Origin of the sequence: Streptococcus sp. SPS1, from assembly GCF_030439915.1 — a bacterium.
Taxonomy (GTDB): domain Bacteria; phylum Bacillota; class Bacilli; order Lactobacillales; family Streptococcaceae; genus Streptococcus.
This window is the reverse complement of the sequence record NZ_JAQFJG010000001.1, coordinates 12,264-38,893: the sequence shown is the minus strand read 5'-3', so window position 1 is coordinate 38,893 and position 26,630 is coordinate 12,264. Positions and strand designations below refer to the sequence as shown.

Annotated in this window: 25 protein-coding genes; 19 read left to right on the top strand and 6 right to left on the bottom strand. The window is 39.4% G+C overall.

Annotation, left to right across the window (positions count from 1 at the left end; genetic code table 11):
* Window positions 1–27 precede the first annotated feature (27 nt).
* Genes PCY12_RS00200 through PCY12_RS00190 form a run of 3 tightly spaced genes read left to right on the top strand, consistent with a single transcriptional unit; the run spans window position 28 to window position 2,590 of the window.
* A complete protein-coding gene (locus PCY12_RS00200; protein ID WP_173270641.1) occupies window positions 28–753 on the top strand; it encodes a CppA N-terminal domain-containing protein in 726 nt (241 codons plus the stop codon).
* Window positions 750–1,685: a serine hydrolase domain-containing protein gene (locus PCY12_RS00195; protein ID WP_173270645.1), complete on the top strand. Its 936-nt coding sequence runs from the start codon at window positions 750–752 to the stop codon at window positions 1,683–1,685. The genes PCY12_RS00200 and PCY12_RS00195 overlap by 4 nt, the downstream gene beginning before the upstream one ends.
* 8 nt (window positions 1,686–1,693) lie before the next feature.
* A complete protein-coding gene (locus PCY12_RS00190; RefSeq protein ID WP_173270648.1) occupies window positions 1,694–2,590 on the top strand; it encodes a DMT family transporter in 897 nt (298 codons plus the stop codon).
* Between the two features lie 44 nt (window positions 2,591–2,634).
* Here the strand turns inward: PCY12_RS00190 and PCY12_RS00185 are convergent, their stop codons facing one another.
* Window positions 2,635–3,333, bottom strand: coding sequence for a GntR family transcriptional regulator (locus PCY12_RS00185; RefSeq protein WP_050262058.1), 699 nt, complete (start codon window positions 3,331–3,333; stop codon window positions 2,635–2,637).
* A 140-nt stretch (window positions 3,334–3,473) separates the two neighbouring features.
* Here PCY12_RS00185 and guaA point away from each other — a divergent pair, with 140 nt between their 5' ends.
* Window positions 3,474–5,036: a glutamine-hydrolyzing GMP synthase gene (gene guaA / locus PCY12_RS00180; protein WP_000065711.1), complete on the top strand. Its 1,563-nt coding sequence runs from the start codon at window positions 3,474–3,476 to the stop codon at window positions 5,034–5,036.
* Window positions 5,037–5,111: 75 nt separating this feature from the next.
* Here the strand turns inward: guaA and PCY12_RS00175 are convergent, their stop codons facing one another.
* The 3 genes from PCY12_RS00175 to PCY12_RS00165 all read right to left on the bottom strand — a co-directional run bounded on the left by PCY12_RS00175 (window position 5,112) and on the right by PCY12_RS00165 (window position 8,802).
* Window positions 5,112–6,302 carry a site-specific DNA-methyltransferase gene (locus PCY12_RS00175; protein ID WP_218757986.1) on the bottom strand — a complete coding sequence of 397 codons (1,191 nt, stop codon included), beginning with the start codon at window positions 6,300–6,302 and terminating at the stop codon, window positions 5,112–5,114.
* Window positions 6,299–6,943, bottom strand: coding sequence for an ApaLI family restriction endonuclease (locus PCY12_RS00170; protein ID WP_301351041.1), 645 nt, complete (start codon window positions 6,941–6,943; stop codon window positions 6,299–6,301). The genes PCY12_RS00175 and PCY12_RS00170 overlap by 4 nt, the downstream gene beginning before the upstream one ends.
* Before the next feature lie 692 nt (window positions 6,944–7,635).
* Window positions 7,636–8,802 (bottom strand): IS30 family transposase, encoded by a 1,167-nt coding sequence (locus PCY12_RS00165; protein WP_301351252.1) that lies wholly within the window; start codon window positions 8,800–8,802, stop codon window positions 7,636–7,638.
* A 225-nt stretch (window positions 8,803–9,027) separates the two neighbouring features.
* On the opposite strand from PCY12_RS00165, the gene PCY12_RS00160 reads away from it, so the two are divergent.
* From PCY12_RS00160 to PCY12_RS00120, 9 genes are all read left to right on the top strand, one after another.
* On the top strand, window positions 9,028–10,314 hold the full coding sequence (locus PCY12_RS00160; RefSeq protein ID WP_000169096.1) for a U32 family peptidase: 1,287 nt from the start codon (window positions 9,028–9,030) through the stop codon (window positions 10,312–10,314).
* Between the two features lie 313 nt (window positions 10,315–10,627).
* Complete coding sequence (locus PCY12_RS00155) at window positions 10,628–10,828, top strand: F0F1 ATP synthase subunit C (RefSeq protein ID WP_001054557.1); 201 nt, start codon at window positions 10,628–10,630, stop codon at window positions 10,826–10,828.
* A gap of 32 nt (window positions 10,829–10,860) precedes the next feature.
* Window positions 10,861–11,574, top strand: a complete 714-nt coding sequence (atpB, locus tag PCY12_RS00150) for a F0F1 ATP synthase subunit A (protein ID WP_261085865.1) — start codon at window positions 10,861–10,863, stop codon at window positions 11,572–11,574.
* Between the two features lie 13 nt (window positions 11,575–11,587).
* Window positions 11,588–12,082, top strand: a complete 495-nt coding sequence (gene atpF, locus PCY12_RS00145) for a F0F1 ATP synthase subunit B (RefSeq protein ID WP_000558549.1) — start codon at window positions 11,588–11,590, stop codon at window positions 12,080–12,082.
* Window positions 12,082–12,618, top strand: coding sequence for a F0F1 ATP synthase subunit delta (locus tag PCY12_RS00140; protein WP_301351040.1), 537 nt, complete (start codon window positions 12,082–12,084; stop codon window positions 12,616–12,618). The genes atpF and PCY12_RS00140 overlap by 1 nt, the downstream gene beginning before the upstream one ends.
* Before the next feature lie 14 nt (window positions 12,619–12,632).
* Window positions 12,633–14,138 carry a F0F1 ATP synthase subunit alpha gene (gene atpA, locus PCY12_RS00135; RefSeq protein WP_000996629.1) on the top strand — a complete coding sequence of 502 codons (1,506 nt, stop codon included), beginning with the start codon at window positions 12,633–12,635 and terminating at the stop codon, window positions 14,136–14,138.
* A 15-nt stretch (window positions 14,139–14,153) separates the two neighbouring features.
* Window positions 14,154–15,032 (top strand): F0F1 ATP synthase subunit gamma, encoded by an 879-nt coding sequence (locus tag PCY12_RS00130; protein WP_000301222.1) that lies wholly within the window; start codon window positions 14,154–14,156, stop codon window positions 15,030–15,032.
* 85 nt (window positions 15,033–15,117) lie between these two features.
* Window positions 15,118–16,524, top strand: a complete 1,407-nt coding sequence (gene atpD / locus PCY12_RS00125; RefSeq protein ID WP_000094360.1) for a F0F1 ATP synthase subunit beta — start codon at window positions 15,118–15,120, stop codon at window positions 16,522–16,524.
* 10 nt (window positions 16,525–16,534) lie between these two features.
* On the top strand, window positions 16,535–16,954 hold the full coding sequence (locus tag PCY12_RS00120) for a F0F1 ATP synthase subunit epsilon (protein WP_000068041.1): 420 nt from the start codon (window positions 16,535–16,537) through the stop codon (window positions 16,952–16,954).
* Between the two features lie 45 nt (window positions 16,955–16,999).
* Here PCY12_RS00120 and PCY12_RS00115 read toward each other — a convergent pair whose 3' ends face one another.
* Window positions 17,000–18,013, bottom strand: a complete 1,014-nt coding sequence (locus PCY12_RS00115; protein WP_173262169.1) for a lactonase family protein — start codon at window positions 18,011–18,013, stop codon at window positions 17,000–17,002.
* 197 nt (window positions 18,014–18,210) lie between these two features.
* On the opposite strand from PCY12_RS00115, the gene PCY12_RS00110 reads away from it, so the two are divergent.
* The 6 genes from PCY12_RS00110 (at window position 18,211) to PCY12_RS00085 (ending at window position 24,965) form a co-directional block, all read left to right on the top strand.
* The gene (locus tag PCY12_RS00110) at window positions 18,211–20,187 is read left to right on the top strand and encodes a peptide ABC transporter substrate-binding protein (RefSeq protein WP_173262172.1); all 1,977 of its coding nucleotides are present in this window, start codon (window positions 18,211–18,213) and stop codon (window positions 20,185–20,187) included.
* 117 nt (window positions 20,188–20,304) lie between these two features.
* Complete coding sequence (locus PCY12_RS00105; RefSeq protein ID WP_173262175.1) at window positions 20,305–21,471, top strand: AI-2E family transporter; 1,167 nt, start codon at window positions 20,305–20,307, stop codon at window positions 21,469–21,471.
* Window positions 21,461–22,690, top strand: a complete 1,230-nt coding sequence (locus tag PCY12_RS00100; protein ID WP_173262178.1) for a tetratricopeptide repeat protein — start codon at window positions 21,461–21,463, stop codon at window positions 22,688–22,690. The genes PCY12_RS00105 and PCY12_RS00100 overlap by 11 nt, the downstream gene beginning before the upstream one ends.
* 145 nt (window positions 22,691–22,835) lie before the next feature.
* Entirely contained in the window at window positions 22,836–23,477 is a 642-nt protein-coding gene (locus PCY12_RS00095) for an amino acid ABC transporter permease (RefSeq protein ID WP_031222863.1), read from the top strand.
* 9 nt (window positions 23,478–23,486) lie between these two features.
* A complete protein-coding gene (locus PCY12_RS00090; RefSeq protein WP_301351039.1) occupies window positions 23,487–24,116 on the top strand; it encodes an amino acid ABC transporter ATP-binding protein in 630 nt (209 codons plus the stop codon).
* A gap of 12 nt (window positions 24,117–24,128) precedes the next feature.
* Complete coding sequence (locus PCY12_RS00085) at window positions 24,129–24,965, top strand: amino acid ABC transporter substrate-binding protein (RefSeq protein WP_061438856.1); 837 nt, start codon at window positions 24,129–24,131, stop codon at window positions 24,963–24,965.
* Window positions 24,966–25,056: 91 nt separating this feature from the next.
* Here the strand turns inward: PCY12_RS00085 and lysS are convergent, their stop codons facing one another.
* A complete protein-coding gene (gene lysS / locus PCY12_RS00080) occupies window positions 25,057–26,547 on the bottom strand; it encodes a lysine--tRNA ligase (RefSeq protein ID WP_000102451.1) in 1,491 nt (496 codons plus the stop codon).
* Window positions 26,548–26,630: the final 83 nt, after the last annotated feature.

Sequence of the window (26,630 nt, the reverse complement as noted above, 5' to 3'; positions counted from 1 at the left end):
TTAAAATAAAAAGTGACGGAGGAATTTATGAATGTGAATCAAATTGTACGGATTATTCCTACTTTAAAAGTTAATAATAGAAAATTAAATGAAACATTTTATATTGAAACCCTTGGCATGAAGGCCTTATTAGAAGAGTCGGCCTTTCTATCACTAGGTGATCAAACAGGTCTTGAGAAGCTGGTTTTGGAAGAAGCACCAAGCATGCGTACTCGTAAGGTAGAGGGACGAAAAAAACTGGCTAGATTGATTATCAAGGTGGAAAATCCCTTGGAAATCGAAGGACTCTTATCTAAAACGAATTCGATTCATCAATTATATAAGGGGCAAAATGGCTACGCTTTTGAAATTTTTTCACCAGAAGATGATTTGATTTTGATTCATGCGGAAGATGACAGAGCAAGTCTAGTAGAAGTAGGAGAAAAGCCAGAATTTCAAACAGATCTGGAGTCAATTTCTTTAAGTAAATTTGAAATTTCTATGGAATTACACCTCCCAACGGATGTAGATAGTTTCTTGGAACTATCTGAAATTGGGGAATCCCTTGATTTTATCCCAGCACAGGGGCAGGATTTGACTGTAGACAATACGGTTACTTGGGACTTATCTATGCTTAAGTTCTTGGTCAATGAATTAGACATAGCAAGTCTTCGCCAGAAGTTTGAGTCTACCGAATATTTTATTCCTAAGTCTGAAAAATTCTTCCTTGGTAAAGATAGAAATAATGTTGAATTGTGGTTTGAAGAAGTATGAAGTGGACCAAGATTATTAAAAAAATAGAAGAACAAATCGAGGCAGGGATTTATCCCGGAGCCTCTTTTGCATATTTTAAGGACAATCAATGGACGGAGCTCTATTTAGGCCAGAGTGACCCAGAGCATGGCTTGCAGACTGAGGCAGAACTGGTTTATGACCTAGCCAGTGTTAGCAAGGTTGTTGGGGTTGGCACAGTTTTTACCTTTTTGTGGGAAAAAGGTAAAATAGATATTGACAGACCAGTAGCCGATTTTTTACCTGAGAGTTATTTTCCAGACATCACTATTCGCCAGCTCTTGACTCACGCAACAGATCTTGATCCTTTTATTCCCAATCGTGATCTTTTAACAGCTTCTGAATTAAAGGAAGCTATGTTTCATCTCAATAGAAGAAGTCAGCCAGCCTTTCTTTATTCGGATGTCCATTTTTTGCTGTTGGGTTTTATTTTGGAAAGAATTTTTAATCAAGACCTGGATGTGATTTTACAAGAACAAGTCTGGAATCTTTGGGGAATGAATGAAACCCAGTTTGGGCCGGTTGAGCTTGCTGTTCCAACAGTCAGAGGTGTAGAGGCAGGTCTGGTACATGATCCCAAGGCTCGCCTCCTAGGCAGACATGCTGGTAGTGCTGGTTTGTTTTCGACTGTAAAAGATTTACAAATCTTTTTAGAACACTATTTAGCAGATGATTTTGCAAGAGATTTGAGTCAAAATTTTTCTCCTTTGGATGACAAGGAACGTTCTTTGGCATGGAATTTGGAAGGCGATTGGCTAGACCATACGGGCTATACAGGTACCTTTATCATGTGGAATCGTCAGAAGCAAGAAGCGGCCATTTTCCTATCGAATCGTACCTATGAAAAGGATGAGAGAGCTCAATGGATTGTAGACCGCAATCAAGTAATGGACTTGATTCGTAAAGAAGAGTAAGGAGAGACATGTCAAATAGTTTAAAAGGGACTTTACTAACAGTTGTGGCTGGGATTGCTTGGGGCTTGTCAGGAACGAGTGGCCAATACCTGATGGCACACAGAATTTCGGCTCTGGTTTTGACCAACTTGCGTCTTTTAATCGCTGGTGGAATTCTCATGCTCTTGGCTTATGCCACTGCAAAGGATAGAATGCTGGCCTTTTTAAAGGATAGAAAGAGTTTGCTGTCTCTTCTCATTTTTGCTCTAATTGGTCTTTTTCTCAACCAGTTTGCCTATCTAACTGCTATTCAGGAAACCAATGCAGGAACAGCGACTGTGCTTCAGTATGTTTGTCCTGTCGGGATTTTGATTTATAGCTGTATCAAGGATAAGGTGGCGCCGACACTGGGAGAGATTATTTCCATCATATTCGCCATTGGAGGAACCTTCCTGATCGCTACTCATGGGCAGCTGGACCAGTTATCTATGACACCTGCAGGTCTGTTCTGGGGTCTCTTTTCTGCTCTGACTTACGCTCTTTATATCATTTTGCCCATAGCCTTGATTAAGAAGTGGGGGAGCAGTTTGGTCATTGGTGTGGGAATGGTCATAGCTGGTTTGGTCGCCCTTCCTTTTACAGGAGTTCTACAGGCCAATATACCGACTAGTCTTGATTTTCTCCTTGCGTTTGCAGGTATTATCCTTATCGGGACTGTCTTTGCCTATACAGCTTTCCTTAAAGGAGCCAGTCTGATAGGACCGGTCAAGTCAAGCTTGTTGGCTTCAATTGAGCCAATTTCGGCTGTATTCTTTGCCTTTCTAATCATGAATGAACAATTTTATCCCATTGATTTTCTTGGTATGGCAATGATATTGTTTGCTGTAACCCTGATTTCTTTGAAAGATTTACTCTTAGAAAAATAAAAAGACTCTTTGTCGTCCGTGACAGAGAGTTTTTGCCTAGTAATCTAATTATTTTCAAGATAAAATTCAAATCGTTCGCCTACATACTGACTTTTTACGTATTCAAAAGCTGTCCCATCTTCTAGGTAGGAAACTTGAGTCAGCCCAAGGATAGCGTGTCCTTTTTCAACTTCCAAATAGTGGGCAATTTTTTCTTTAGCAAGGCGAGCATAGATGGTCTGCTGTGATTTACCAATACGGTAGCCATGTTTTTGTAGAGTCTGGAAGAAATGACTGGTGATTTCTTCTTTTTTAAAGTCCTTAATGAATTTTTCAGGAATAGAAGCAACTTCATAAACCAGAGGAACTTTGTCGGCATAGCGAACACGTTCCATTCGGATAATATTTTCCGTTGGAGAAATTCCTAACTTGGCAACTTCCTGCTCATTGGGGATGGTTTTTCTGTAAGAAATGAGCTGGCTAGAGGGAACTTTACCTTGGGACTTAACAATTTCAGTAAAACTGGTTGTCCCTCGCATCTTTTCTTGTACACGTGTACTGGATACAAAGGTGCCACTTCCAACTCTGCGCTCTAAAACACCTTCTTCAACTAATAGAGATATAGCTTGGCGGAGGGTCATGCGACTGACCGCAAACTGCTCTGCTAAATCTCTTTCACTGGGAAGTCTTTCACCAATGGACCAACGGTGCTCGTCAATATCCTTTTTAATCTGATCGTGGATTTTCATATAAGCGGGTAGCATATTTTTCACTTCATTTCTATCTTTTCTCTATTGTACCCTAATAAACTAGAAAAAGTCAAACTTCGCCTTGTTTAGTTGGTAATTCGCCCTTATTTGTGATAGAATATTGAAAAAGATATTTCTTTTGAGAAAGGAAAAAGATGAGCAACATTTCAACTGATTTGCAAGATGTAGAAAAAATCATCGTATTGGACTATGGTAGCCAGTACAACCAGCTGATTTCACGCCGTATCCGTGAGATTGGTGTTTTTTCAGAACTAAAAAGCCATAAAATTTCAGCTGCTGAAGTTCGTGAAATCAATCCTGTAGGAATTATTCTATCAGGTGGTCCAAACTCTGTATACGAAGATGGTTCATTTGATATTGACCCAGAAATCTTCGAACTCGGAATTCCTATTTTGGGAATTTGTTACGGTATGCAGTTATTAACTCATAAACTTGGAGGAAAAGTTGTCCCTGCAGGTGATGCTGGAAATCGTGAATACGGTCAATCAACTCTTACTCACACACCATCAGCTCTTTTTGAATCAACACCAGACGAGCAGACTGTTTTGATGAGCCATGGTGATGCGGTTACTGAGATTCCTGCTGACTTTGTTCGTACAGGTACATCAGCTGACTGCCCTTATGCAGCCATTGAAAACCCAGATAAACACATTTACGGTATCCAATTCCACCCAGAAGTTCGTCATTCTGTATACGGAAATGATATCCTTCGTAACTTTGCTCTTAACATCTGTAAGGCTAAAGGCGACTGGTCAATGGATAACTTCATTGATATGCAGATCCAAAAAATTCGTGAAACTGTTGGTGATAAACGTGTCCTTCTTGGTCTATCAGGTGGTGTTGACTCTTCAGTTGTTGGAGTTCTTCTCCAAAAGGCTATTGGCGATCAATTGATTTGTATCTTTGTAGACCACGGTCTTCTTCGTAAAGGAGAAGCGGACCAAGTTATGGACATGCTTGGTGGTAAGTTTGGTTTGAATATCGTCAAAGCAGACGCTGCTAAACGTTTCCTTGACAAACTTGCTGGCGTTTCTGACCCTGAACAAAAACGTAAAATCATCGGTAACGAGTTTGTCTATGTATTCGATGACGAAGCAAGCAAGCTCAAAGATGTGAAATTCCTTGCTCAAGGTACGCTTTATACAGACGTTATCGAGTCTGGTACAGATACAGCTCAAACTATCAAGTCACACCACAACGTGGGTGGTCTTCCAGAAGACATGCAGTTTGAATTGATTGAGCCATTGAACACCCTCTATAAAGACGAAGTTCGTGCCCTTGGTACAGAGCTTGGTATGCCAGACCATATCGTATGGCGCCAACCATTCCCAGGACCAGGTCTTGCTATCCGTGTCATGGGTGAAATCACTGAAGAGAAACTTGAAACCGTTCGCGAATCAGACGCTATCCTCCGTGAAGAAATTGCCAAAGCTGGTCTTGACCGCGATATCTGGCAATACTTCACTGTTAACACAGGCGTTCGTTCAGTTGGTGTTATGGGTGACGGTCGTACGTATGACTACACAATTGCAATCCGTGCCATCACCTCTATTGATGGTATGACAGCTGACTTTGCAAAGATTCCTTGGGATGTCCTTCAAAAAATCTCAGTACGTATCGTAAACGAAGTGGATCATGTTAACCGTATCGTCTACGATATTACAAGTAAACCACCTGCAACTGTTGAGTGGGAGTAATTTTAAACTAACAAAAAATGCTTTGAAATCAGTGTTTCGGAGCATTTTTTGTTCTTTCTGTAAATAATTTGCAAACTATAGTAACTGTTGACTTTTACTTAACCATTTTTCGATGGTAAGTTCAAAATGGTCAATTACTATTATATTTTCAGGAATCGTATCAAAATCAAATAGTAAATTATCTGAATGAGTTTTTATAACTACTCCAAAATCAAGTTTTTTAGAGTTTATAGCATTCTGTAATAAAGAGATACTCTCATTCAGGCATTCATTATTTTTTTGAATTTTTATAGGTATCGGTTTTTTTTGAAAATGTTTAGGTAAAAAACCATCAATTCCTTTATTTCTTTGAACAATTTTTGCCTGTAATAATTTAAGAATGTTTTCCTCTTCCTCAGTTTTGGTTCTATATGCTTCGATTCCTTTATTCAATAAATTTGAACTTGTTTTTATAACATTTTCCAGACGTTGCTGAGTTATATTGATAGCTTCCTCAGATAAATCAATCCCCATATAATTTCTATTCAAAATCTTGGAGGCTACTAAAGTAGTTCCACTTCCACAGAATGGGTCTAAAACTATATCATTTTTATCAGTAGCAATCTTTATAATTTGTTCTAATAACAGAATAGGCTTTTGTGTAGGATAACCTACTCTTTCTTTAGCTTTTGGATTAAGAAATGGTATATTCCAAACATCTGAAAGGGGAACTCCATTTTTCTCTTTTGCTAGAATATAGTTACCATTATTATCAACTTTATATATAGTTTTAGAGTTTCCATCTCGTTTTCGTTCCACTAGTATTTGGTCGATATTTGTAGTAGAAGAATACTCTGTAAAAATTGTATTAAATTTAAAATCTTTTGACTTTGAATAAAAGTAAATGTTTTGATGATTGTTCAATAATCCCTTTTTTGAATTAGACCACCGTTTATAGTTCCATATAATTTCGCTTTGAAACATATCTGCTCCAAAGATATTATCTAAAATTAATCTAATATGATGATTTGCAATTTTATCACAATGAACGAAAATACTGCCACTATTTTTTAGCACTCTTTTGCATTCTTCTAATCTTACAGACAAAAATTCTTTGTAATCCTCAATCGAAGTCCATGTATCTTCGAATGAATACATAATATTTTTGTTATTAGATAATTTTTGGGTTTTCTGTGTAAAGAAAGGAGGGTCCATATAGATTAAATCAATACTTGAGGATTCAATAGTTTTTAATATTTCTAAGTTATCTCCTTTTAATACTGTCATTTTGATTTTACCCCTGTTTTTTTATCTGCAATATCTGTTAGAATACTAAGTAAATCAATACCGGTCACTGCTCTTAAATGTTCCCAGGCAGAATCTCCATAATAATATTTCCCTCCAATACCGTTATACAATGTTTCTAAAGTTTGCTGAATTTTTATAGCTTGAGTTCTATTTGGATAGTAGAACATTAACCGAATTGGTATATATCCTTTGTTATGAATAACTTTTATTCTAGTGTGTTCTTTAGTTATATGGTCTCCATCTGTAGTTGCATCCCGCCATTTTATTTCGTATGCGTGTTTTTCTCCAACTAAACAATCAATTTCAAAAGTCTTAGGTTTTGTACCTTCAGAATTAGGAATTTTAACTTTTTTAGCATTTTCTGTACCAAATTTTTCGTTAAAGCATAGTACTGCAGCTTCTTCTAAAAATGAACCAGCATATTTGTATAAAAAACGACCTTTATTTTGATACAAATCGATATTTTCTCCTTCTTCAAATGAAATACCTAAAACTCTGTATATCAAATAATGGCTCTTATTATCTTTTGCCATTTCACGAACTCTCTCTTGAACTTTGATGTTTAAGTTATCAGAATATTTCTTAGCTAATTTTTCGATTTTTTCTTTTAATTCGGTCATTTCTATCCCCTTGTTATAAATAAAATTATAGCTATATCTATTATAACATGGTTTAATAAATTCTTTGAGCATTTTTCTTTTTTTAAATATTGATTGTTTCTAAAAGTTCTAGTAATATTGCTATTTCCCATTTTTCCAAATATGTTATTCAACTTATTAGCTACTTATCTATTCATATTTTTGTATAAAACAACAAATCAATTCTAACAGTTTTATATCAGAATAATAAATAAAAAAGCGATATTCTAGGCTGTATCAATCCTTTTCCATTATATGAGCAATAGAGTGGGAATAGTCATCTAAGGACTTATTTATGTATTTTTACGAGCCAGTATCTTTGGATACTGGTTTTTACTTTTCTAGACTTTTTGGCTACTTGTTAAAACTGGGGTAATTTTCGACAGTTTATCAGTCATTATGCAAAGTCTAAAAGATTAGAAGCTAAATTCCCAAACTAAGTTCCACCGCTAATCCAAGTGGAAGTTAGTCTGATAAAAATCGTAAAAACCAGTGGAAATCCGTGTCAGGGTAAGTTCCACTGGTTTTAATCATGCTTGATTTCATCGCTTTTGTAGCCAAAAGGAATCGAAAAAAAGAGCGCACAAAATCCCCTCATCTGAAAGCGTTTCAGATTAAGTTCCGCTATGGTGGAAGTTAGTGTGAGACGTTTGAATGGGGGTTTTGGTTAGTTTTTAGAACTTATGTTGGAGTAATTTAGACGACTGACAGACGTCTTCTGCAGGTATTTTAGAAATGCCGAGAAGCTTAGGAATTTCTTCTCCGTAAGTAAAGTCAAATAGTTCATAGGCTGACTTTCCATTCAAAGCAGCACGTTTGACGCTGTTGACATGCGAACAGACGAGATTGATATCCTCTTGAGTTAAATTGTCAAAAGAAGTTCCCTTAGGTAGAATGTCGCGAATCAGCGTGTGATTTTTCTCAATTCTTCCTTTCTGGTCAGAGCGATTAGGGTCACAAAAGAAGAGTTTACTCTCTCCTCGCACATCCATTTCGATATCATCGACCCTGGCAAACTCTCCACCATTATCTGTCAAGATGACAGGGAAGAGTTGGAAGAAATCTTTGTCCGCTTGGTGAAGAGTGTTCTTGATGTCATAGAGGTGTTTGGTAACCTCAAGGGCAGTTTTATTATCCAGAAGTCTAGCGAAGATAAAGTTACAGAAAGATAGATTGAAGGTGAGTAGGACTTTACCTCCCATTCTGCCCATAACTGTATCCATTTCCAGCCAAGAGTTCAGTTGCTTAAGAGCCAAATAATTTAGGAAATCCTCATAGGAACGGCCTTTTTTAGCTTCTTTAGGGATGGAAGGTAGCTTACTTTTCCGTCTTTCTTTGAATTTAACGACTCTGGCTAGGTCAATAGGAGCGATAGATAGGTATCCTTTTCGGATATGTCGATAGACGGTTGAGGAGCTGACATCAAGGTTGTGAGTTTTGAGGATATGATAGATATGTTGTCCCTTTTTAACCCCATCAGAAATGATTTTATCCATGTCCCAGAAAGTCTGAGAATTAAGGGGAGTTCCTTCACGAGCTTCAACAAGAGTTTGTTCGTACTGTTTTTGAGCTTGTTTAGCGAGGTATAAAATCTTCTTATAGCCACAGTTTTGTCTTCTTTTAGGGCAGCCGTTACAGACAAAGGGAGCTTTGTCGAGTAGAGGGCAAGGAAGGTTATGGCATGTAGACTCTCGGACTTGTCTGTTTCGTTTGACTTCTTTGGAAACAGTAGTTGGGTCTTTTAGAATAAGGTGCCCGATAGCCTTGAAGGTTTCACCGCGTTCTAAGCCTAGTTGGATATCATTACGGTCTGAAAGGGTAAGTTGTTTATGTTTTGTCATCATAGTGAGCCTCATTTCTAACTCAAACGTCTCATACTTAATTCCACCATAAAAATCCGTTTTAGACTAATTTCCACTTTGGTCAGGCAAGTGGAAGTTACTTTGAGAAGTTACCTAAAAGATTAGAATTGTTAAAACAATTTGTCTAGGCTTGATTTTATCCTTTATTTACTATAAAATGAGAAGGAAAAACGTCAAACTTTTATATTGCAAATAGGAGAAATCATGACAAAAACATTAAAACGTCCTGAGGTTTTATCGCCTGCAGGGACTTTAGAAAAGCTCAAAGTGGCTGTTCAGTATGGAGCAGATGCTGTCTTTATCGGTGGTCAGGCCTATGGTCTTCGTAGCCGTGCAGGTAACTTTACCTTTGAACAGATGGAAGAAGGTGTCCAGTTTGCGGCTAAGTACGGTGCAAAGGTCTATGTAGCTGCCAATATGGTTATGCACGAAGGAAATGAAGCTGGTGCTGGTGAGTGGTTCCGTAAACTACGTGATATCGGGATTGCGGCAGTTATCGTGTCTGATCCAGCCTTGATTATGATTGCAGCAACAGAAGCACCAGGTCTTGAAATCCATCTTTCCACTCAAGCAAGTGCTACTAACTATGAAACCCTTGAGTTCTGGAAAGAGCTAGGCTTGACTCGTGTCGTTTTGGCGCGTGAGGTCTCAATGGAAGAATTAGCTGAAATCCGCAAACGTACAGATGTTGAGATTGAAGCCTTTGTCCATGGAGCCATGTGTATTTCTTACTCTGGTCGTTGTACTCTTTCAAACCACATGAGTATGCGTGATGCTAACCGTGGTGGTTGCTCTCAATCTTGCCGTTGGAAATACGACCTTTACGATATGCCATTTGGTCAAGAACGCAAGAGCTTGAAAGGTGAAATTCCAGAAGAATTTTCAATGTCAGCCGTTGACATGTCTATGATTGACCATATCCCAGATATGATTGAAAATGGTGTGGACAGTCTAAAAATCGAAGGACGTATGAAGTCTATTCACTACGTATCAACAGTAACCAACTGCTACAAGGCGGCTGTGGATGCCTATCTTGAAAGTCCTGAAAAGTTTGAAGCTATCAAACAAGACTTGGTGGACGAGATGTGGAAGGTTGCCCAACGTGAATTAGCAACAGGTTTCTACTACGGTACACCATCTGAAAATGAGCAGTTGTTCGGTGCTCGTCGTAAAATTCCTGAGTACAAGTTTGTCGCAGAAGTGGTTTCTTATGATGATGCGACACAAACAGCAACTATTCGTCAACGGAACGTGATTAACGAAGGCGACCAAGTTGAGTTTTATGGTCCAGGTTTCCGTCATTTTGAAACTTATATCGAAGATTTACACGATGCCAAAGGCAATAAAATCGACCGTGCTCCAAATCCAATGGAACTCTTGACAATCAAAGTCCCACAACCCGTTCAAGCTGGAGATATGGTTCGAGCATTAAAAGAAGGACTCATCAATCTCTACAAAGAAGATGGAACCAGCGTCACAGTTCGTGCTTAATAAGCAAGCAGGATATGAAAGATTTCTAGTTGTTTCCCCTTTAATCTTGCTCACTAAAAGAAAAGAAGTTAAAGAAAATATATCAATTTCGTCCGAGATTTCATCTCGGATTTTTTCAATATTTTTCAGAAAGACCTAGATAATGGTCGGATTTATTACAAGTTTTTTCCAATTTTTTCTATATAATAAGCTCAAAAATAGTAAAATTGTAAATAATTTCCATTAAACGCTTTCAATGTTGGTAAAAAGTTGACAAATCCAATTTTTAGGACTAAACTAAGTAAGTAAATTTTAATTAAAAGGAGAATTCATCATGAATTTAACATTTTTTGGTCTATGTCTTGCCTGTATGGGTGTATCTCTTGGTGAAGGGTTATTGATGAATGGTTTGTTGAAATCAGTAGCTCGCCAACCAGATATTATCGCTGAGTTTCGTAGCTTGATGTTTTTAGGGGTTGCCTTTATTGAAGGAACTTTCTTCGTAACTCTTGTCTTCTCATTTATTATTAAATAACGAAATATAAATTGGAGAAGGGAGAATGTTAGATGGAAGAAAGTATCAATCCAACCATCAATATTGGTCCTGTTACCTTTGATTTAACTTTGACAGCCTTGACTTTGCTGTCTGTGTTTCTGATTTTTGCATTTATCTATTGGGCAAGTCGTAATATGGCCTTGAAACCCAAAGGTAAACAAAATGTACTAGAGTATCTCTATGATTTTGTGATTGGATTTACAGAACCTAACCTTGGTTCCCACTACATGAAAGATTACTCACTCTTTTACTTATGCTTATTTCTTTTTATGGTCATCGCCAATAATCTTGGTTTGATGGCTAAACTTCAAACAACAGATGGAACAAACCTTTGGACATCGCCAACTGCAAATCTTTCATTTGACCTTGTCTTGTCTTTCTGTATTATTGTGATGGCGCACATTGAGGGGATTCGTCGTCGTGGGATTAAACAATACCTAAAAGGTTTTGTGACTCCTGCGTTTATGACACCGATGAATCTACTTGAAGAAGTCACGAATTTCCTTTCTCTTGCTTTGCGGATTTTTGGGAATATCTTTGCAGGTGAAGTAATGACAAGTTTGCTTCTCTTACTTTCACATCAGGCTATTTTTTGGTATCCAATCGCATTTGGGACAAACTTAGTTTGGACTGCATTTTCCGTGTTCATTTCTTGTGTACAGGCCTATGTCTTTACACTATTATCCTCTATGTACCTAGGAAATAAAATTAATGATGAAGAGTAGAAAGGAGTAACTGATGCACGTAACAGTAGGTGAATTAATTGGTAATTTTATTTTAATCGCTGGCTCTTTTATCCTTTTGCTAGTCTTGATTAAAAAATTTGCATGGTCTAATATTACAGGCATTTTCGAAGAAAGAGCTGAAAAAATTGCTTCAGATATTGACAGAGCTGAAGAAGCACGTCAAAAAGCGGAAGTATTAGCTCAAAAACGCGAAGATGAATTGGCTGGTAGCCGTAAAGAAGCTAAGACAATCATTGAGAATGCGAAAGAAACAGCTGAGAAAAGTAAGGCTAGTATTTTAGCAGATGCTAAACTAGAAGCAGGACGCTTAAAAGAAAAAGCAAACCAAGAAATTGCTCAAAACAAAGCTGAAGCTTTACAAAGCGTTAAGGGTGAGGTAGCAGATTTGACAATCAGCTTGGCTGGTAAAATCATCTCACAAAACCTTGATGGTCATGCCCATAAAGAACTCATTGATCAGTATATCGATCAGCTAGGAGAAGCTTAATGGACAAGAAAACAGTAAAGGTAATTGAAAAATACAGCATGCCTTTTGTCCAATTGGTACTTGAAAAAGGAGAAGAAGACCGTATCTTTTTAGACTTGACTCAAATCAAGCAAGTTGCTGAAGAAACAGGTTTACCTTCTTTTTTAAAAAAAGTGGCCGTAGACGAGTCTGATAAGGAAAAAACAATTGCTTTCTTCCAAGACTCTGTGTCACCTTTATTGCAAAACTTGATCCAGGTTCTGGCATACAATCACAGAGCAAATCTTTTTTATGATGTGCTTGTAGATTGCTTGGACCGACTTGAAAAAGAAACAAATCGATTTGAAGTGACGATTACATCTGCTCATCCTCTAACTGATGAACAGAAGAGTCGCTTGCTCCCTTTGATTGAGAAGAAAATGTCTCTGAAAGTGCGGAGTGTAAAAGAAGAAATCGATGAAAGTCTCATTGGTGGTTTTGTCATTTTTGCCAATCACAAGACAATTGATGTGAGTATTAAACAACAACTTAAAGTTGTTAAAGAAAATTTGAAATAGAAAGTGGTGTTCTTTTGGCAATTAACGCACAAGAAATCAGCGCTTTAATTAAGCAACAAATTGAAAATTTCAAACCCAATTTTGATGTGACTGAAACAGGTGTTGTAACCTATATCGGGGATGGTATCGCGCGTGCTCATGGCCTTGAAAATGCCATGAGTGGAGAGTTGTTGATTTTTGAAAATGGCTCTTATGGTATGGCTCAAAACTTGGAGTCAACAGACGTTGGTATTATCATCCTAGGTGACTTTACAGATATCCGTGAAGGCGATACAATCCGCCGTACAGGGAAAATCATGGAAGTCCCAGTAGGTGAAAGTCTGATTGGTCGTGTTGTGGATCCACTCGGTCGTCCAGTTGATGGTCTTGGAGAAATCCACACTGATAAAACTCGTCCAGTAGAAGCGCCAGCTCCTGGTGTTATGCAACGTAAGTCTGTATCAGAACCATTGCAAACTGGTTTGAAAGCTATTGACGCCCTTGTACCGATTGGTCGTGGTCAACGTGAGTTGATTATCGGTGACCGTCAGACAGGGAAAACAACCATTGCGATTGATACAATCTTGAACCAAAAAGGTCAAGATATGATTTGTATCTATGTTGCGATTGGACAAAAAGAATCAACAGTTCGTACGCAAGTAGAAACACTACGTCAGTACGGTGCCTTGGATTACACAATCGTTGTGACAGCCTCTGCTTCACAACCATCTCCATTGCTTTTCCTAGCTCCTTATGCTGGGGTTGCCATGGCAGAAGAATTTATGTACCAAGGGAAACATGTTTTGATTGTTTATGATGATTTATCAAAACAAGCGGTAGCTTATCGTGAACTGTCACTCTTGCTTCGTCGTCCTCCAGGTCGTGAAGCCTTCCCAGGGGATGTTTTCTATCTTCACAGCCGTTTGCTTGAGCGCTCAGCTAAAGTTTCTGATGAACTTGGTGGTGGATCAATTACAGCCCTACCATTTATCGAGACACAAGCAGGAGATATCTCTGCCTATATCGCAACCAACGTGATTTCTATCACTGACGGACAAATCTTCCTTGGTGATGGTCTTTTCAATGCGGGTATTCGTCCAGCCATTGATGCGGGTTCATCTGTATCTCGTGTAGGTGGTTCTGCACAAATTAAAGCCATGAAAAAGGTTGCTGGTACACTTCGTATCGACCTTGCTTCATATCGTGAGTTGGAAGCCTTCACTAAGTTTGGTTCTGACTTGGATGCGGCAACACAGGCTAAGTTGAACCGTGGACGTCGTACAGTTGAAGTTTTGAAACAACCTGTTCACAAACCATTGCCTGTTGAGAAACAAGTAACCATTCTTTATGCTTTGACACATGGTTTCTTGGATACTGTTCCAGTAGATGACATTGTTCGTTTCGAGGAAGAGTTCCATGCCTTCTTTGATGCTCAACATCCAGAGATTTTAGAAACCATTCGTGATACAAAAGACTTGCCAGAAGAAGCAGTCTTGGATGCTGCGATTACAGAGTTTCTCAATCAAACCAGCTTCCAATAAGAATAGAGGTGTCAGATGGCAGTATCTCTAAATGATATTAAAACAAAAATCGCCTCAACAAAAAATACGAGTCAAATCACTAATGCCATGCAAATGGTATCGGCTGCTAAGCTTGGTCGCTCTGAAGAAGCAGCTCGCAACTTCCAAGTTTACGCTCAGAAGGTTCGCAAGCTCTTGACAGATATCCTTCATGGTAATGGAGCTGGTGGTTCAACTAATCCGATGTTGATTAGCCGTCCCGTGAAGAAGACAGGCTATATCGTCATTACTTCAGACCGCGGTTTAGTTGGAGGTTATAATTCCTCTATTCTGAAAGCTGTTATGGAGTTGAAAGAAGAATACCATCCAGACGGTACAGGTTTTGAAATGATCTGTATCGGTGGAATGGGAGCTGATTTCTTTAAGGCTCGTGGTATTCAACCACTTTATGAATTACGTGGCTTGGCGGATCAGCCTAGCTTTGATCAAGTTCGTAAGATTATTTCAAAAACTGTTGAAATGTACCAAAATGAACTCTTTGATGAACTCTATGTCTGCTATAACCACCATGTCAACACGCTAACCAGTCAAATGCGTGTGGAACAAATGCTTCCGATTGTTGACTTGGATCCAAATGAAGCGGATGAAGACTACAGCTTAACTTTTGAATTGGAAACCAGCCGAGAAGAAATTTTGGAGCAGTTGTTGCCACAGTTTGCTGAAAGTATGATATATGGGGCTATTATCGATGCCAAGACAGCTGAAAATGCTGCTGGTATGACAGCCATGCAAACAGCGACTGATAATGCTAAGAAAGTCATCAATGATTTGACAATTCAGTATAACCGTGCCAGACAGGCGGCGATTACACAAGAAATTACAGAAATCGTAGCAGGAGCTAGTGCCTTAGAATAGGCTCTAGTCCAGCTCGTATGAAAATGAACTTAGGACCTAGTTGAACTAGGAACCGACAGTATCTTATATAGAATAGGAGAAGGAGATGAGTTCAGGTAAAATTGCTCAGGTTATCGGTCCCGTTGTAGACGTCTTGTTTGCAGCAGGGGAAAAACTTCCTGAGATTAACAATGCACTTGTCGTCTACAAAAATGACGAAAGAAAAACAAAAATCGTCCTTGAAGTAGCCTTAGAGTTGGGAGATGGTATGGTTCGTACTATCGCCATGGAATCAACAGATGGTTTGACTCGTGGAATGGAAGTATTGGATACAGGTCGTCCAATCTCTGTACCAGTAGGTAAAGAAACTTTGGGACGTGTCTTCAATGTTTTGGGAGATACCATTGACTTGGAAGCTCCTTTTACAGAAGACGCAGAGCGTCAGCCAATTCATAAAAAAGCTCCAACTTTTGATGAGTTGTCTACCTCTTCTGAAATCCTTGAAACAGGGATTAAGGTTATCGACCTTCTTGCCCCTTACCTTAAAGGTGGTAAAGTTGGACTTTTCGGTGGTGCCGGAGTTGGTAAAACCGTCTTAATCCAAGAATTGATTCACAACATTGCCCAAGAACACGGTGGTATTTCAGTATTTACCGGTGTTGGGGAACGTACTCGTGAAGGGAATGACCTTTACTGGGAAATGAAAGAATCAGGCGTTATCGAGAAAACAGCCATGGTATTTGGTCAGATGAATGAGCCACCAGGAGCACGTATGCGTGTTGCCCTTACTGGTTTGACAATCGCTGAATACTTCCGTGATGTGGAAGGCCAAGATGTACTTCTCTTTATCGATAATATCTTCCGTTTCACTCAGGCTGGTTCAGAAGTATCTGCCCTTTTGGGTCGTATGCCATCAGCCGTTGGTTACCAACCAACCCTTGCTACGGAAATGGGTCAATTGCAAGAGCGTATTACATCAACCAAGAAGGGGTCTGTAACCTCTATCCAGGCTATCTATGTGCCAGCGGATGACTATACTGACCCTGCGCCAGCAACAGCCTTCGCTCACTTGGACTCAACAACCAACTTGGAACGTAAGTTGGTACAATTGGGTATCTACCCAGCCGTTGACCCACTTGCTTCAAGTTCACGTGCCTTGGCACCTGAAATCGTTGGAGAAGAGCACTATGCAGTTGCTGCAGAAGTAAAACGTGTCCTTCAACGTTACCATGAGTTGCAAGATATCATTGCTATCCTCGGTATGGATGAGCTTTCTGATGAAGAAAAGACCTTGGTTGCACGTGCCCGTCGTATCCAGTTCTTCTTGTCACAAAACTTCAACGTTGCGGAACAATTTACTGGCCAGCCAGGTTCATATGTTCCAGTTGCTGAAACTGTACGTGGCTTTAAGGAAATCCTTGATGGTAAATACGACCACTTACCAGAAGATGCCTTCCGTGGTGTAGGTTCTATCGAAGATGTGATTGCAAAAGCTGAAAAAATGGGATTTTAAGAGGTGATCTATGGCTCAGTTAACTGTCCAGATCGTGACACCAGATGGTCTCGTCTATGATCACCATGCCAGCTATGTATCGGTTCGAACTCTGGATGGTGAGATGGGGATCTTGCCACGACATGAAAATATGATTGCGGTTTTAGCAGTTGATGAAGTAAAGGTAAAACGTATTGATGATGAAGATCACGTGAACTGGATTGCAGTAAATGGTGGCGTTATTGAAATTGCCAATGATATGATCACAATCGTCGCTGACTCTGCAGAACGTGCTCGTGATATCGATATCAGTCGTGCAGAACGTGCCAAACTTCGTGCAGAACGTGCAATTGAAGAAGCACAAGACAAACACTTGATTGACCAAGAACGTCGTGCGAAGATTGCACTGCAACGTGCCATTAACCGTATTAATGTCGGAAATAGACTATAAGAAAAAAATGAACTTGAAAATTCCAAGTTCATTTTTTATGTTTTCTTAAGGAGCAAAACGGATGCAGACTGCTTCGGGAACATGGAAGTCGTTGGAGAGTTCTGCTAGACGACCATTGTCACAATTACGTTTAAAGACAGTGGCATTGTCAGAGTCTTGATGGACAGCAATGAGAAATTTTTGGTCGGGTGTCAAATCAAAATCTCGCGGAGTCTTACCATGTGTTGGAACGATTTCTAGCAACTCTAAGCTACCGTCCGCAAGGATGGTATATACTGCGATAGAATCATGGCCACGGTTAGAAGCGTAGAGGTATTTACCGTCTTTAGAGAGACGAATAGCAGCGGTTCCATTAAAGCCTTCGTAAGCTTCTGGTAAAGTTGAAATCACTTGCATGCGTTCAAATTCACCAACGCCATCGTAGATTAAAACTTCGATAGTACTATTGAGTTCACAAATCAGATAAGCGATTTTATAGTGGTTATGGAAAACGATATGACGAGAACCAGCTCCAGGAATACTATTGTAGGTATAGAGTTTAGACAGTTTCCCTTCTTGATCAAGGTCATAAGTGACGACTTGGTCAGTACCCAAATCACAGGTCACTAGATAGTGGTCAGGTGTTAAATCTGTATAGTGAACATGGGGGAAAGCTTGATTTTTATGTGGACCTTGGCCACTGTGTTGATCCATATCACTAAGTAGAAGACTCCCATCCTCCTGACGTTTATAAACAAGGACCTGTCCCTTGTGATAGTTGGCTGCGTAAACCAAATCACGCTTTTCATCAACGGCAACATAACAGTGGGGAGCCCCCTCCTCAACGACATGATTTAACACAGTCCCGTCAGTTTGATAGGCTGCAATGCCCCCCTTATCGTCTTGACTACCAACAGTGTATAGGTGTTGGTGCTGGTCAAAAGCAAGATAGGTTGGACTTGGCTCAGCTGCAAAAAGTTCTAGATTTGAAAGCTGACCAGTTTCTGTATCAAAGTCAGCCTTGTAAATCCCTTGGGAAGTACGACGTGTATAAGTTCCAAAATAAACAGTTTCTTTCATAACTCTACCTCTATAATAAAGATAAGACTATTATATCACAAAAACAAGCCAATTAAAGACATCCAATTAGATGTAAGCACTTTAAAAAATAATTGATTGGTTTTTTGAAAAACATAATAATATTGAGATTGTTTTCCTTACTTTTCTTCTTAAAAGTGCTATAATGAACTCATAAAATGTTTAAAGGAGTCCTTACTATGAAAAAACGAGTTTTTCTAGCAGCTGGTGTAGCTATACTCTCGACGGCTATGCTAGCAGCGTGTTCAACAGGTGGTAAAGATGCTACTAAACCTGTTACCTATACCTATGTCTTCTCTACAGATCCTACGACTCTGGATTATACAGTTTCTGGAACTGCTAGCACCAAACAAATTACAGGTAATGTTATTGATGGTTTACTAGAAAATGATCAATATGGAAATCTAATTCCATCAGTTGCAGAAGATTGGACTGTTTCAAAAGATGGTTTGACCTATACCTATAAAATCCGTCAGGGTGTCAAATGGTATACTAATGAAGGCGAAGAATATGGTGAAGTCAAAGCTCAGGACTTTGTAACTGGTCTGAAGCACGCAGCTGATAAGAAATCACAGGCTCTTTATCTGGTTCAAGACTCAGTTCAAGGTTTGGACGATTATGTCAATGGGAAAACAACAGATTTCTCTACTGTTGGTGTAAAAGCGATAGATGATTATACGGTTGTTTACACTTTGAATCATCCAGAATCTTTTTGGAATTCCAAGACAACAATGGGCGTTCTTGCCCCAATTAGCGAGGACTTTTTGGCTTCTAAAGGAGATGACTTTGGGAAGGCGACTGATGTAACAAGCATTCTTTATAATGGTGCCTATCTCCTCAAGGGCTTGACATCTAAATCTTCTATTGAGATGACCAAAAATCAAAACTATTGGGACAAGCAAAATGTCTTTATTGATGATATTAAATTATCTTTCTTTGATGGTCAGGATGCCGATTCTCTTGGACGTGGCTTTGATGAAGGACATTATCCAGCGGCACCTCTCTTTAAAAATTCTGCCAATTATGAACGTCTAAAAGAAAAATACAAGGATAATATTGTGTATGGGCCACAAAGAGGCGGAACTTTCTATATCTCAACTAATATCGATCGTGTAGCTTATAACCATACTGCTAAAACAAGTGATGCGGAAAAATCATCCACTAAAAAGGCTTTGTTGAATAAAGATTTCCGTCAATCCTTGTCTTTCGCTGCAGATCGTACGGCTGCAGTATCTCAAGTATTTGGGGACGAAGTGGCACCTCGTAAATTACGTACAAGTTTTACCCCTCCAACATTTGTCCAAGTTGGAGAGCAGTCATTTGGGCAAGTAGCTAAGGCAGAACTGGATAAGTTAGATGATGTATGGAAAGATGTCAGTCTTGATGATGCCCAGGATTCACTTCATAATGTAGACAAGGCTAAAGCTAAATTTGAAGTTGCTAAGAAAACACTTCAAGCCGATGGAGTACAGTTCCCCGTTCATTTAGACCTTCCAGTTTCCTCTACTCAGACAGATTTTATTCGTCAAGCCCAATCTTATAAACAATCCATTGAGGAAGCCTTAGGCTCTGAAAATATAGTGATTGACATTCAACAAGTTTCTGATGATGAATTGGGAAATATGACAGTATTTGCAACATCGACTAACAATACTGATTGGGATATCAATGTAAATAGTGGTTGGAGTCCGGATTATGCAGATCCATCAACCTATTTAGATGTATTTGATCCAACATCTGGTCCAACTCTTCTAGGAGCACTTGGTGTAGCACCAGGTACAGATAATCCGGCAATCAAAGCTGTTGGTTTAGATAAGTTTAAAGAGTTAATTACGGATGCTAGTGGTGAGAAAATAGATCTGCAAAAACGTTATTCTAAATATGCTAAAGCACAAGCTTGGTTAACAGATAGTGCCTTGGTTATTCCTGTACACTCAGATGGTGCCCAAATGCTAATAACGAAGAAAGTTCCAGGTAGCGGTGCAGATGGTTGGGTAGGTGATAAGACAAGTGAAAACAGCTACAAGTACCAAAAATTACAAGACAAGATTGTAACGTCTAAAGAAATGGATGATTTCCGCAAGAAATTTGCTGATGAAAAAGCCAAATCAAATGCTGATTATCAGAAGAACTTAGACCGTCATATTCAAGAATAATTGAATCTCCTCTTTTGAGGAGATTTTTTATGTCGCTGTCTCCATGTAAGCACTTTAAAAAAGAGTTATTTTGATTTAAAAATGGTATAATGAGAGAACGATAGAAAGGAAGTATTTATGGAGCCAAAAGAGAAACATTTTAGCCTATCTTGGTTTTTTAAGTGGTTTTTAGATAACAAGGCCATTACGGTATTTTTAGTAACCTTATTATTGGGACTCAATCTTTTTATTTTAAGTAAGATTAGTTTTCTATTTTCACCTGTTTTAGACTTTTTAGCAGTTGTGATGTTGCCAGTCATTCTGTCTGGTTTACTATACTATTTACTGAATCCTATTGTTGATTGGATGGAGAAGCATAAGGTTAATCGTGTTATAGCTATCACTATTGTCTTTGTCATCATCGCTCTCTTTATCATTTGGGGCTTGGCAGTCGCCATTCCAAATCTGCAACGTCAGGTTTTGACCTTTGCAAGAAACGTTCCTGTTTACTTAGAAGATATAGATAGGATTGTTAATGGATTGGTAGCCCAGCACCTGCCAGATGATTTCAGACCTCAGTTAGAGCAAGTTTTGACAAACTTCTCTAGTCAGGCTACAGTTTGGGCAAGTAAAGTTTCATCTCAGGCAGTCAACTGGGTGAGTGCCTTTATTAGCGGAGCTTCTCAAGTGATTGTTGCCTTGATTATCGTTCCTTTCATGCTCTTTTATCTCTTGCGTGATGGGAAAGGCCTGCGTAACTATTTGACCCAATTCATGCCAAGAAAATTGAAAGAACCTGTAGGACAAGTTTTATCAGATGTGAATCAACAGTTGTCCAACTATGTTCGGGGGCAAGTGACAGTGGCTATTATTGTAGCAGTAATGTTTATGATCTTCTTCAAGATTATTGGTCTACGCTATGCGGTTACGCTGGGTGTTACTGCTGGTATTTTAAATCTGGTTCCTTATCTTGGTAGCTTCCTAGCCATGCTTCCTGCCCTAGTATTGGGCTTGATTGCTGGTCCAGTCATGCTTTTAAAAGTAGTGATTGTCTTTATCGTGGAGCAAACTATTGAAGGCCGTTTTGTTTCGCCACTGATTTTGGGAAGCCAATTAAATATCCATCCCATTAATGTTCTCTTTGTTTTGTTAACTTCAGGATCTATGTTTGGTATCTGGGGAGTTTTACTTGGTATTCCGGTTTATGCCTCTGCTAAGGTTGTCATTTCAGCCATTTTCGAATGGTATAAGGTAGTCAGTGGTCTATATGAAGTAGAGGGCGAGGAAGTCAAAAGTGAACAATAGTCAACAGATGTTACAGGCTTTGGAAGAGCAAGATTTAGCCAAGGCTGAGCATTATTTCGCCGAAGCTTTAGAAAATGATTCAAGTGATCTTCTGTATGAGTTGGCAACTTATCTTGAAGGGATTGGTTTCTATCCTCAGGCCAAGGAAATTTACCTGAAAATTGTAGAGGATTTTCCAGAGGTTCATCTTAATCTAGCTGCAATTGCTAGCGAGGATGGTCAAATCGAAGAAGCCTTCTCTTACCTTGAGGAAATCCAAGTTGACAGTGACTGGTATGTCTCGTCTTTGGCTCTGAAGGCAGACCTTTACCAGATGGAAGGTTTGACAGATGTGGCGCGTGAGAAATTATTGGAGGCCTTGACTTACTCAGAAGATCCTCTCTTGATATTGGGCTTAGCAGAGTTGGATAGTGAGTTGGAAAATTACCAAGAGGCCATTCAAGGCTATGCCCAGTTAGATAATCGCTCGATTTATGAGCAAACAGGCATTTCTACCTATCAACGGATTGGCTTTGCCTATGCCCAGTTAGGGAAATTTGAAACGGCCACAGAGTTTTTAGAAAAAGCTCTGGAGTTAGAATACGATGACCTAACAGCTTTTGAGTTGGCTAGTCTTTACTTTGATCGAGAAGAATACCAAAAGGCCGTCCTCTACTTTAAGCAGCTTGATACCATTTCTCCTGACTTTGAAGGCTATGAATATGGTTATAGCCAGGCCTTACATAAGGAACATCAAGTTCAAGAAGCCCTGCGTATCGCTAAGCAAGGCTTAGAGAAAAATCCCTTTGAAATTCGCCTCTTGCTAGCTGCTTCGCAATTCTCTTATGAATTGCATGATGCTAGTGGTGCAGAAAATTATCTTCTTGCTGCAAAAGAAGACGCTGAGGATACAGAAGAAATCTTGCTTCGTTTAGCCACTATTTATCTGGAGCAGGAGCGTTATGAGGATATTATAGACTTGCAAAGTGAGGAGCTAGAAAATCTCTTGACCAAATGGATGATTGCTCGTTCCTATCAAGAAATGGACGATTTGGATACTGCCTATGAGCATTACCAAGAGTTAGTAGGAGATTTGAAGGACAATCCAGAGTTTCTGGAACACTATATCTATCTCTTGCGTGAATTAGGCTATTTTGAAGAAGCCAAAGTCCATGCTCACGCTTACTTAAAACTGGTTCCAGATGATGTGCAAATGCAAGAACTGTTTGAGAGATTGTAAGAATATTTAAACATATAGAACTGTAGTTTATCTCTTTTGATAGCTACGGTTTTTATTTGTATATGATAGAATTTTTTTGCAAAAATGGTTGGTTATTTTGTTTATTCATGCTATAATAGGAACAATTACTTTTAGGAGGTGCAGTATGTCTTATTTATTTGAGATATTACCGAGTTTACTGAATGGTGCGAGCACGACTGTACAGGTCTTTGCACTGGTCTTGCTATTTTCGATTCCTTTGGGCGTTTTGATTGCCTTTGCCTTGCAAGTCCATTGGAAGCCCCTCCATTATCTGATTAACATTTACATCTGGGTTATGCGTGGCACCCCCTTGCTCTTGCAATTGATTTTTATTTATTATGTGCTCCCAAGTATTGGGATTCGTTTAGATCGCCTTCCTGCTGCCATTATTGCCTTTGTTCTCAACTATGCAGCTTACTTTGCAGAAATTTTCCGTGGGGGAATTGACACTATTCCAAGAGGACAGTATGAGGCAGCCAAAGTCTTGAAGTTTAGTCCCTTTGCCACAGTGCGCTATATTATCTTGCCCCAAGTGACCAAGATCGTTCTTCCTAGTGTCTTTAATGAAGTTATGAGTTTGGTCAAGGATACTTCTTTGGTCTATGCTCTTGGAATTTCAGACCTTATCTTGGCTAGTCGAACAGCTGCCAACCGTGACGCCAGTCTGGTTCCCATGTTCTTGGCAGGAGCCATTTACTTGATTTTGATTGGGATTGTGACAATTATTTCCAAAAAAGTTGAGAAGAAGTACAGTTATTATAGATAGGAGGCTGCCATGTTAGAATTACGAAATATCAATAAGAAATTTGGAGACAAACAAATCCTGTCTAATTTCAGTCTAAGTATTCCTGAAAAGCAAATCCTGGCTATCGTTGGACCTTCTGGTGGAGGTAAGACGACCCTCTTACGTATGCTTGCGGGTCTTGAAACCATTGATTCAGGGCAAATCTTTTATAATGGACAACCTTTAGAGCTGGATGAATTGCAGAAGCGAAACCTACTGGGATTTGTCTTCCAAGATTTTCAACTGTTCCCTCATTTATCAGTTCTGGACAATTTGACCTTATCGCCTGTGAAGACCATGGGAATGAAGCAGGAGGAGGCTGAGAAGAAGGCGGGTGGTCTCTTGGAACAATTAGGACTGGCAGGGCATGCAGACGCCTATCCATTCTCATTATCTGGTGGGCAAAAGCAGCGGGTGGCTTTGGCGCGTGCTATGATGATTGACCCAGAAATCATTGGCTACGATGAACCAACTTCTGCCCTAGATCCAGAATTGCGCTTGGAAGTGGAAAAACTGATCTTGCAAAATAGGGAACTTGGGATGACGCAGATTGTGGTTACCCACGATTTGCAGTTCGCGGAAAATATCGCAGATGTATTATTGAAAGTAGAACCTAAATAGGAGGAAAAATGGATGAAAAAATGGATGCTTGTATTAGTCAGTCTGATGACTGCTTTGTTCTTAGTAGCTTGTGGAAAAAATGCTAGCGAAACTAGTGGAGATAATTGGTCTAAGTACGAGTCTAACAAGTCTATTACTATTGGATTTGATAGTACTTTTGTTCCAATGGGATTTGCTCAGAAAGATGGTTCTTATGCAGGATTTGATATTGATTTAGCTACAGCTGTTTTTGAAAAATACGGAATTACGGTAAATTGGCAACCGATTGATTGGGATTTGAAAGAAGCTGAATTGACAAAAGGAACGATTGATCTGATTTGGAATGGCTATTCCGCTACAGACGAACGCCGTGAAAAGGTAGCTTTCAGTAACTCATATATGAAGAATGAGCAGGTATTGGTTACGAAGAAATCATCTGGTATCACGACTGCAAAGGATATGGCTGGAAAGACATTAGGAGCTCAAGCCGGTTCATCTGGTTATGCGGACTTTGAAGCAAACCCAGCGATTTTAAAGGATATTGTCGCTAATAAGGAAGCGAATCAATACCAAACCTTTAATGAAGCCTTGATTGATTTGAAAAATGATCGAATTGACGGTCTATTGATTGATCGTGTCTATGCAAACTATTATTTAGAAGCAGAAGGTGTTTTAAACGATTATAATGTCTTTACAGTTGGACTAGAAACAGAAGCTTTTGCAGTTGGAGCCCGTAAGGAAGATACAACCTTGGTTAAGAAGATAAATGAAGCTTTTTCTAGTCTTTACAAGGACGGTAAATTCCAAGAAATCAGCCAAAAATGGTTTGGAGAAGATGTAGCAACCAAAGAAGTAAAAGAAGGACAGTAAGATAAAATAGTGGCTGAGACTGCGTTTTGATTAGCAAAACGTAGTTTTTTTCATCAAAAAAATCCTCTGATAAGTACCAGAGGATAAGAGTTTATTTCATTGTTGGGAAGAGCAATACATCACGGATAGTAGTTGTATCAGTGAGGAGCATGCAGAGACGGTCGATACCGATTCCCAAACCACCTGTTGGTGGCATACCGTATTCAAGAGCCTCGATGTAGTCGTAGTCGATACCTGTCGCTTCATCGTCACCAAGTTCTTTGGCTTTAGCTTGGGCTTCAAAACGGCTAAGTTGGTCGATTGGGTCGTTCAACTCAGTAAAGGCATTACCGTACTCCTTAGTCATGATGAAGAGCTCGAAACGGTCAGTAAAGCGTTCGTCTTCAGGATTCTTCTTAGCAAGTGGAGATACAGCTACTGGATGTCCATAGACAAAGGTTGGTTGGATTAAAGTTTCTTCAACAAACTCTTCAAAGAAGGCATTGATGATGTGACCAACCTCAGTATAGTGTTTCTCAACAGGAACTTTTTTCTCAGCAGCGATAGCTTTAGCTTCTTCCAAAGTCATGTCTTGCCAGAAATCGACACCAGTAATTTCTTTGATAGCATCCACCATATGAACACGTTTAAATGGCTCGTTAATCTTGATTTCAGTACCTTGATAGTTAACTGGACCATCGCCTTTGACTGATTTAGCAGCATGCTGGATAATGCCTTCCGTCAAGTCCATGATGTCTTGGAAGTCAGCATAAGCTTGGTAAACTTCGATAGAAGTAAACTCAGGGTTATGAGTAGCATCCATTCCCTCGTTACGGAAGATACGGCCAATTTCATAGACGCGTTCCATACCACCCACGATAAGGCGTTTCAAGTGAAGCTCAGTCGCGATACGAAGCACCATGTCAATGTTTTGGGCATTGTGGTGGGTGATAAATGGACGAGCCGCAGCACCACCAGCTTCGTTGTGAAGAACAGGTGTTTCCACTTCAAGGAAACCTTTTTGGTCAAGGTAACGACGGATTTCAGAGATGATTTTTGAACGAGTGACAAAGCGTTCAAAGCTTTCACGGTTAGAAATCAAGTCAAGGTAACGTTTACGGTAAATTGTTTCAACGTCTGTCAAACCATGGAATTTTTCAGGAAGAGGACGAAGAGCCTTAGACAAGTGTGTGATGTGGGTTGCCTTGATAGAGAGTTCTCCCATATCTGTACGCATCACTTCACCTTCGACACCAAGGAAGTCACCAAGGTCTGCTTTTTTGAAGATTTCGTAGTTTTCTTCACCGACAGCATCCTTACGAACGTAGATCTGGATTTGACCTTCGCGGTCTTGAAGGTGGGCAAAGCCAACTTTTCCTTTACCACGTTTGGTTACCAAGCGTCCTGCGATAGTTGCTGTTTCATTTTTATCATGTAATTGTTCTTTATCGAGGTCGGCATATTTATCTTTTAATTCTTGTGAATTTGCAGTGCGTTCAAAGCGTTTTCCGAAAGGATCAATTCCTTGCTCACGGAGCGCAGCCATTTTTTCACGGCGAACGATCTGCTGGTCATTTAGTTCTTCCATATGTTCTGTTGACATGGGATCCTCCTAGTTTTACTCAAAATTGAATACGATGAGTCTTTTTTTGCGATACTCCCATTTTATCATAAATAGCCAAGAAA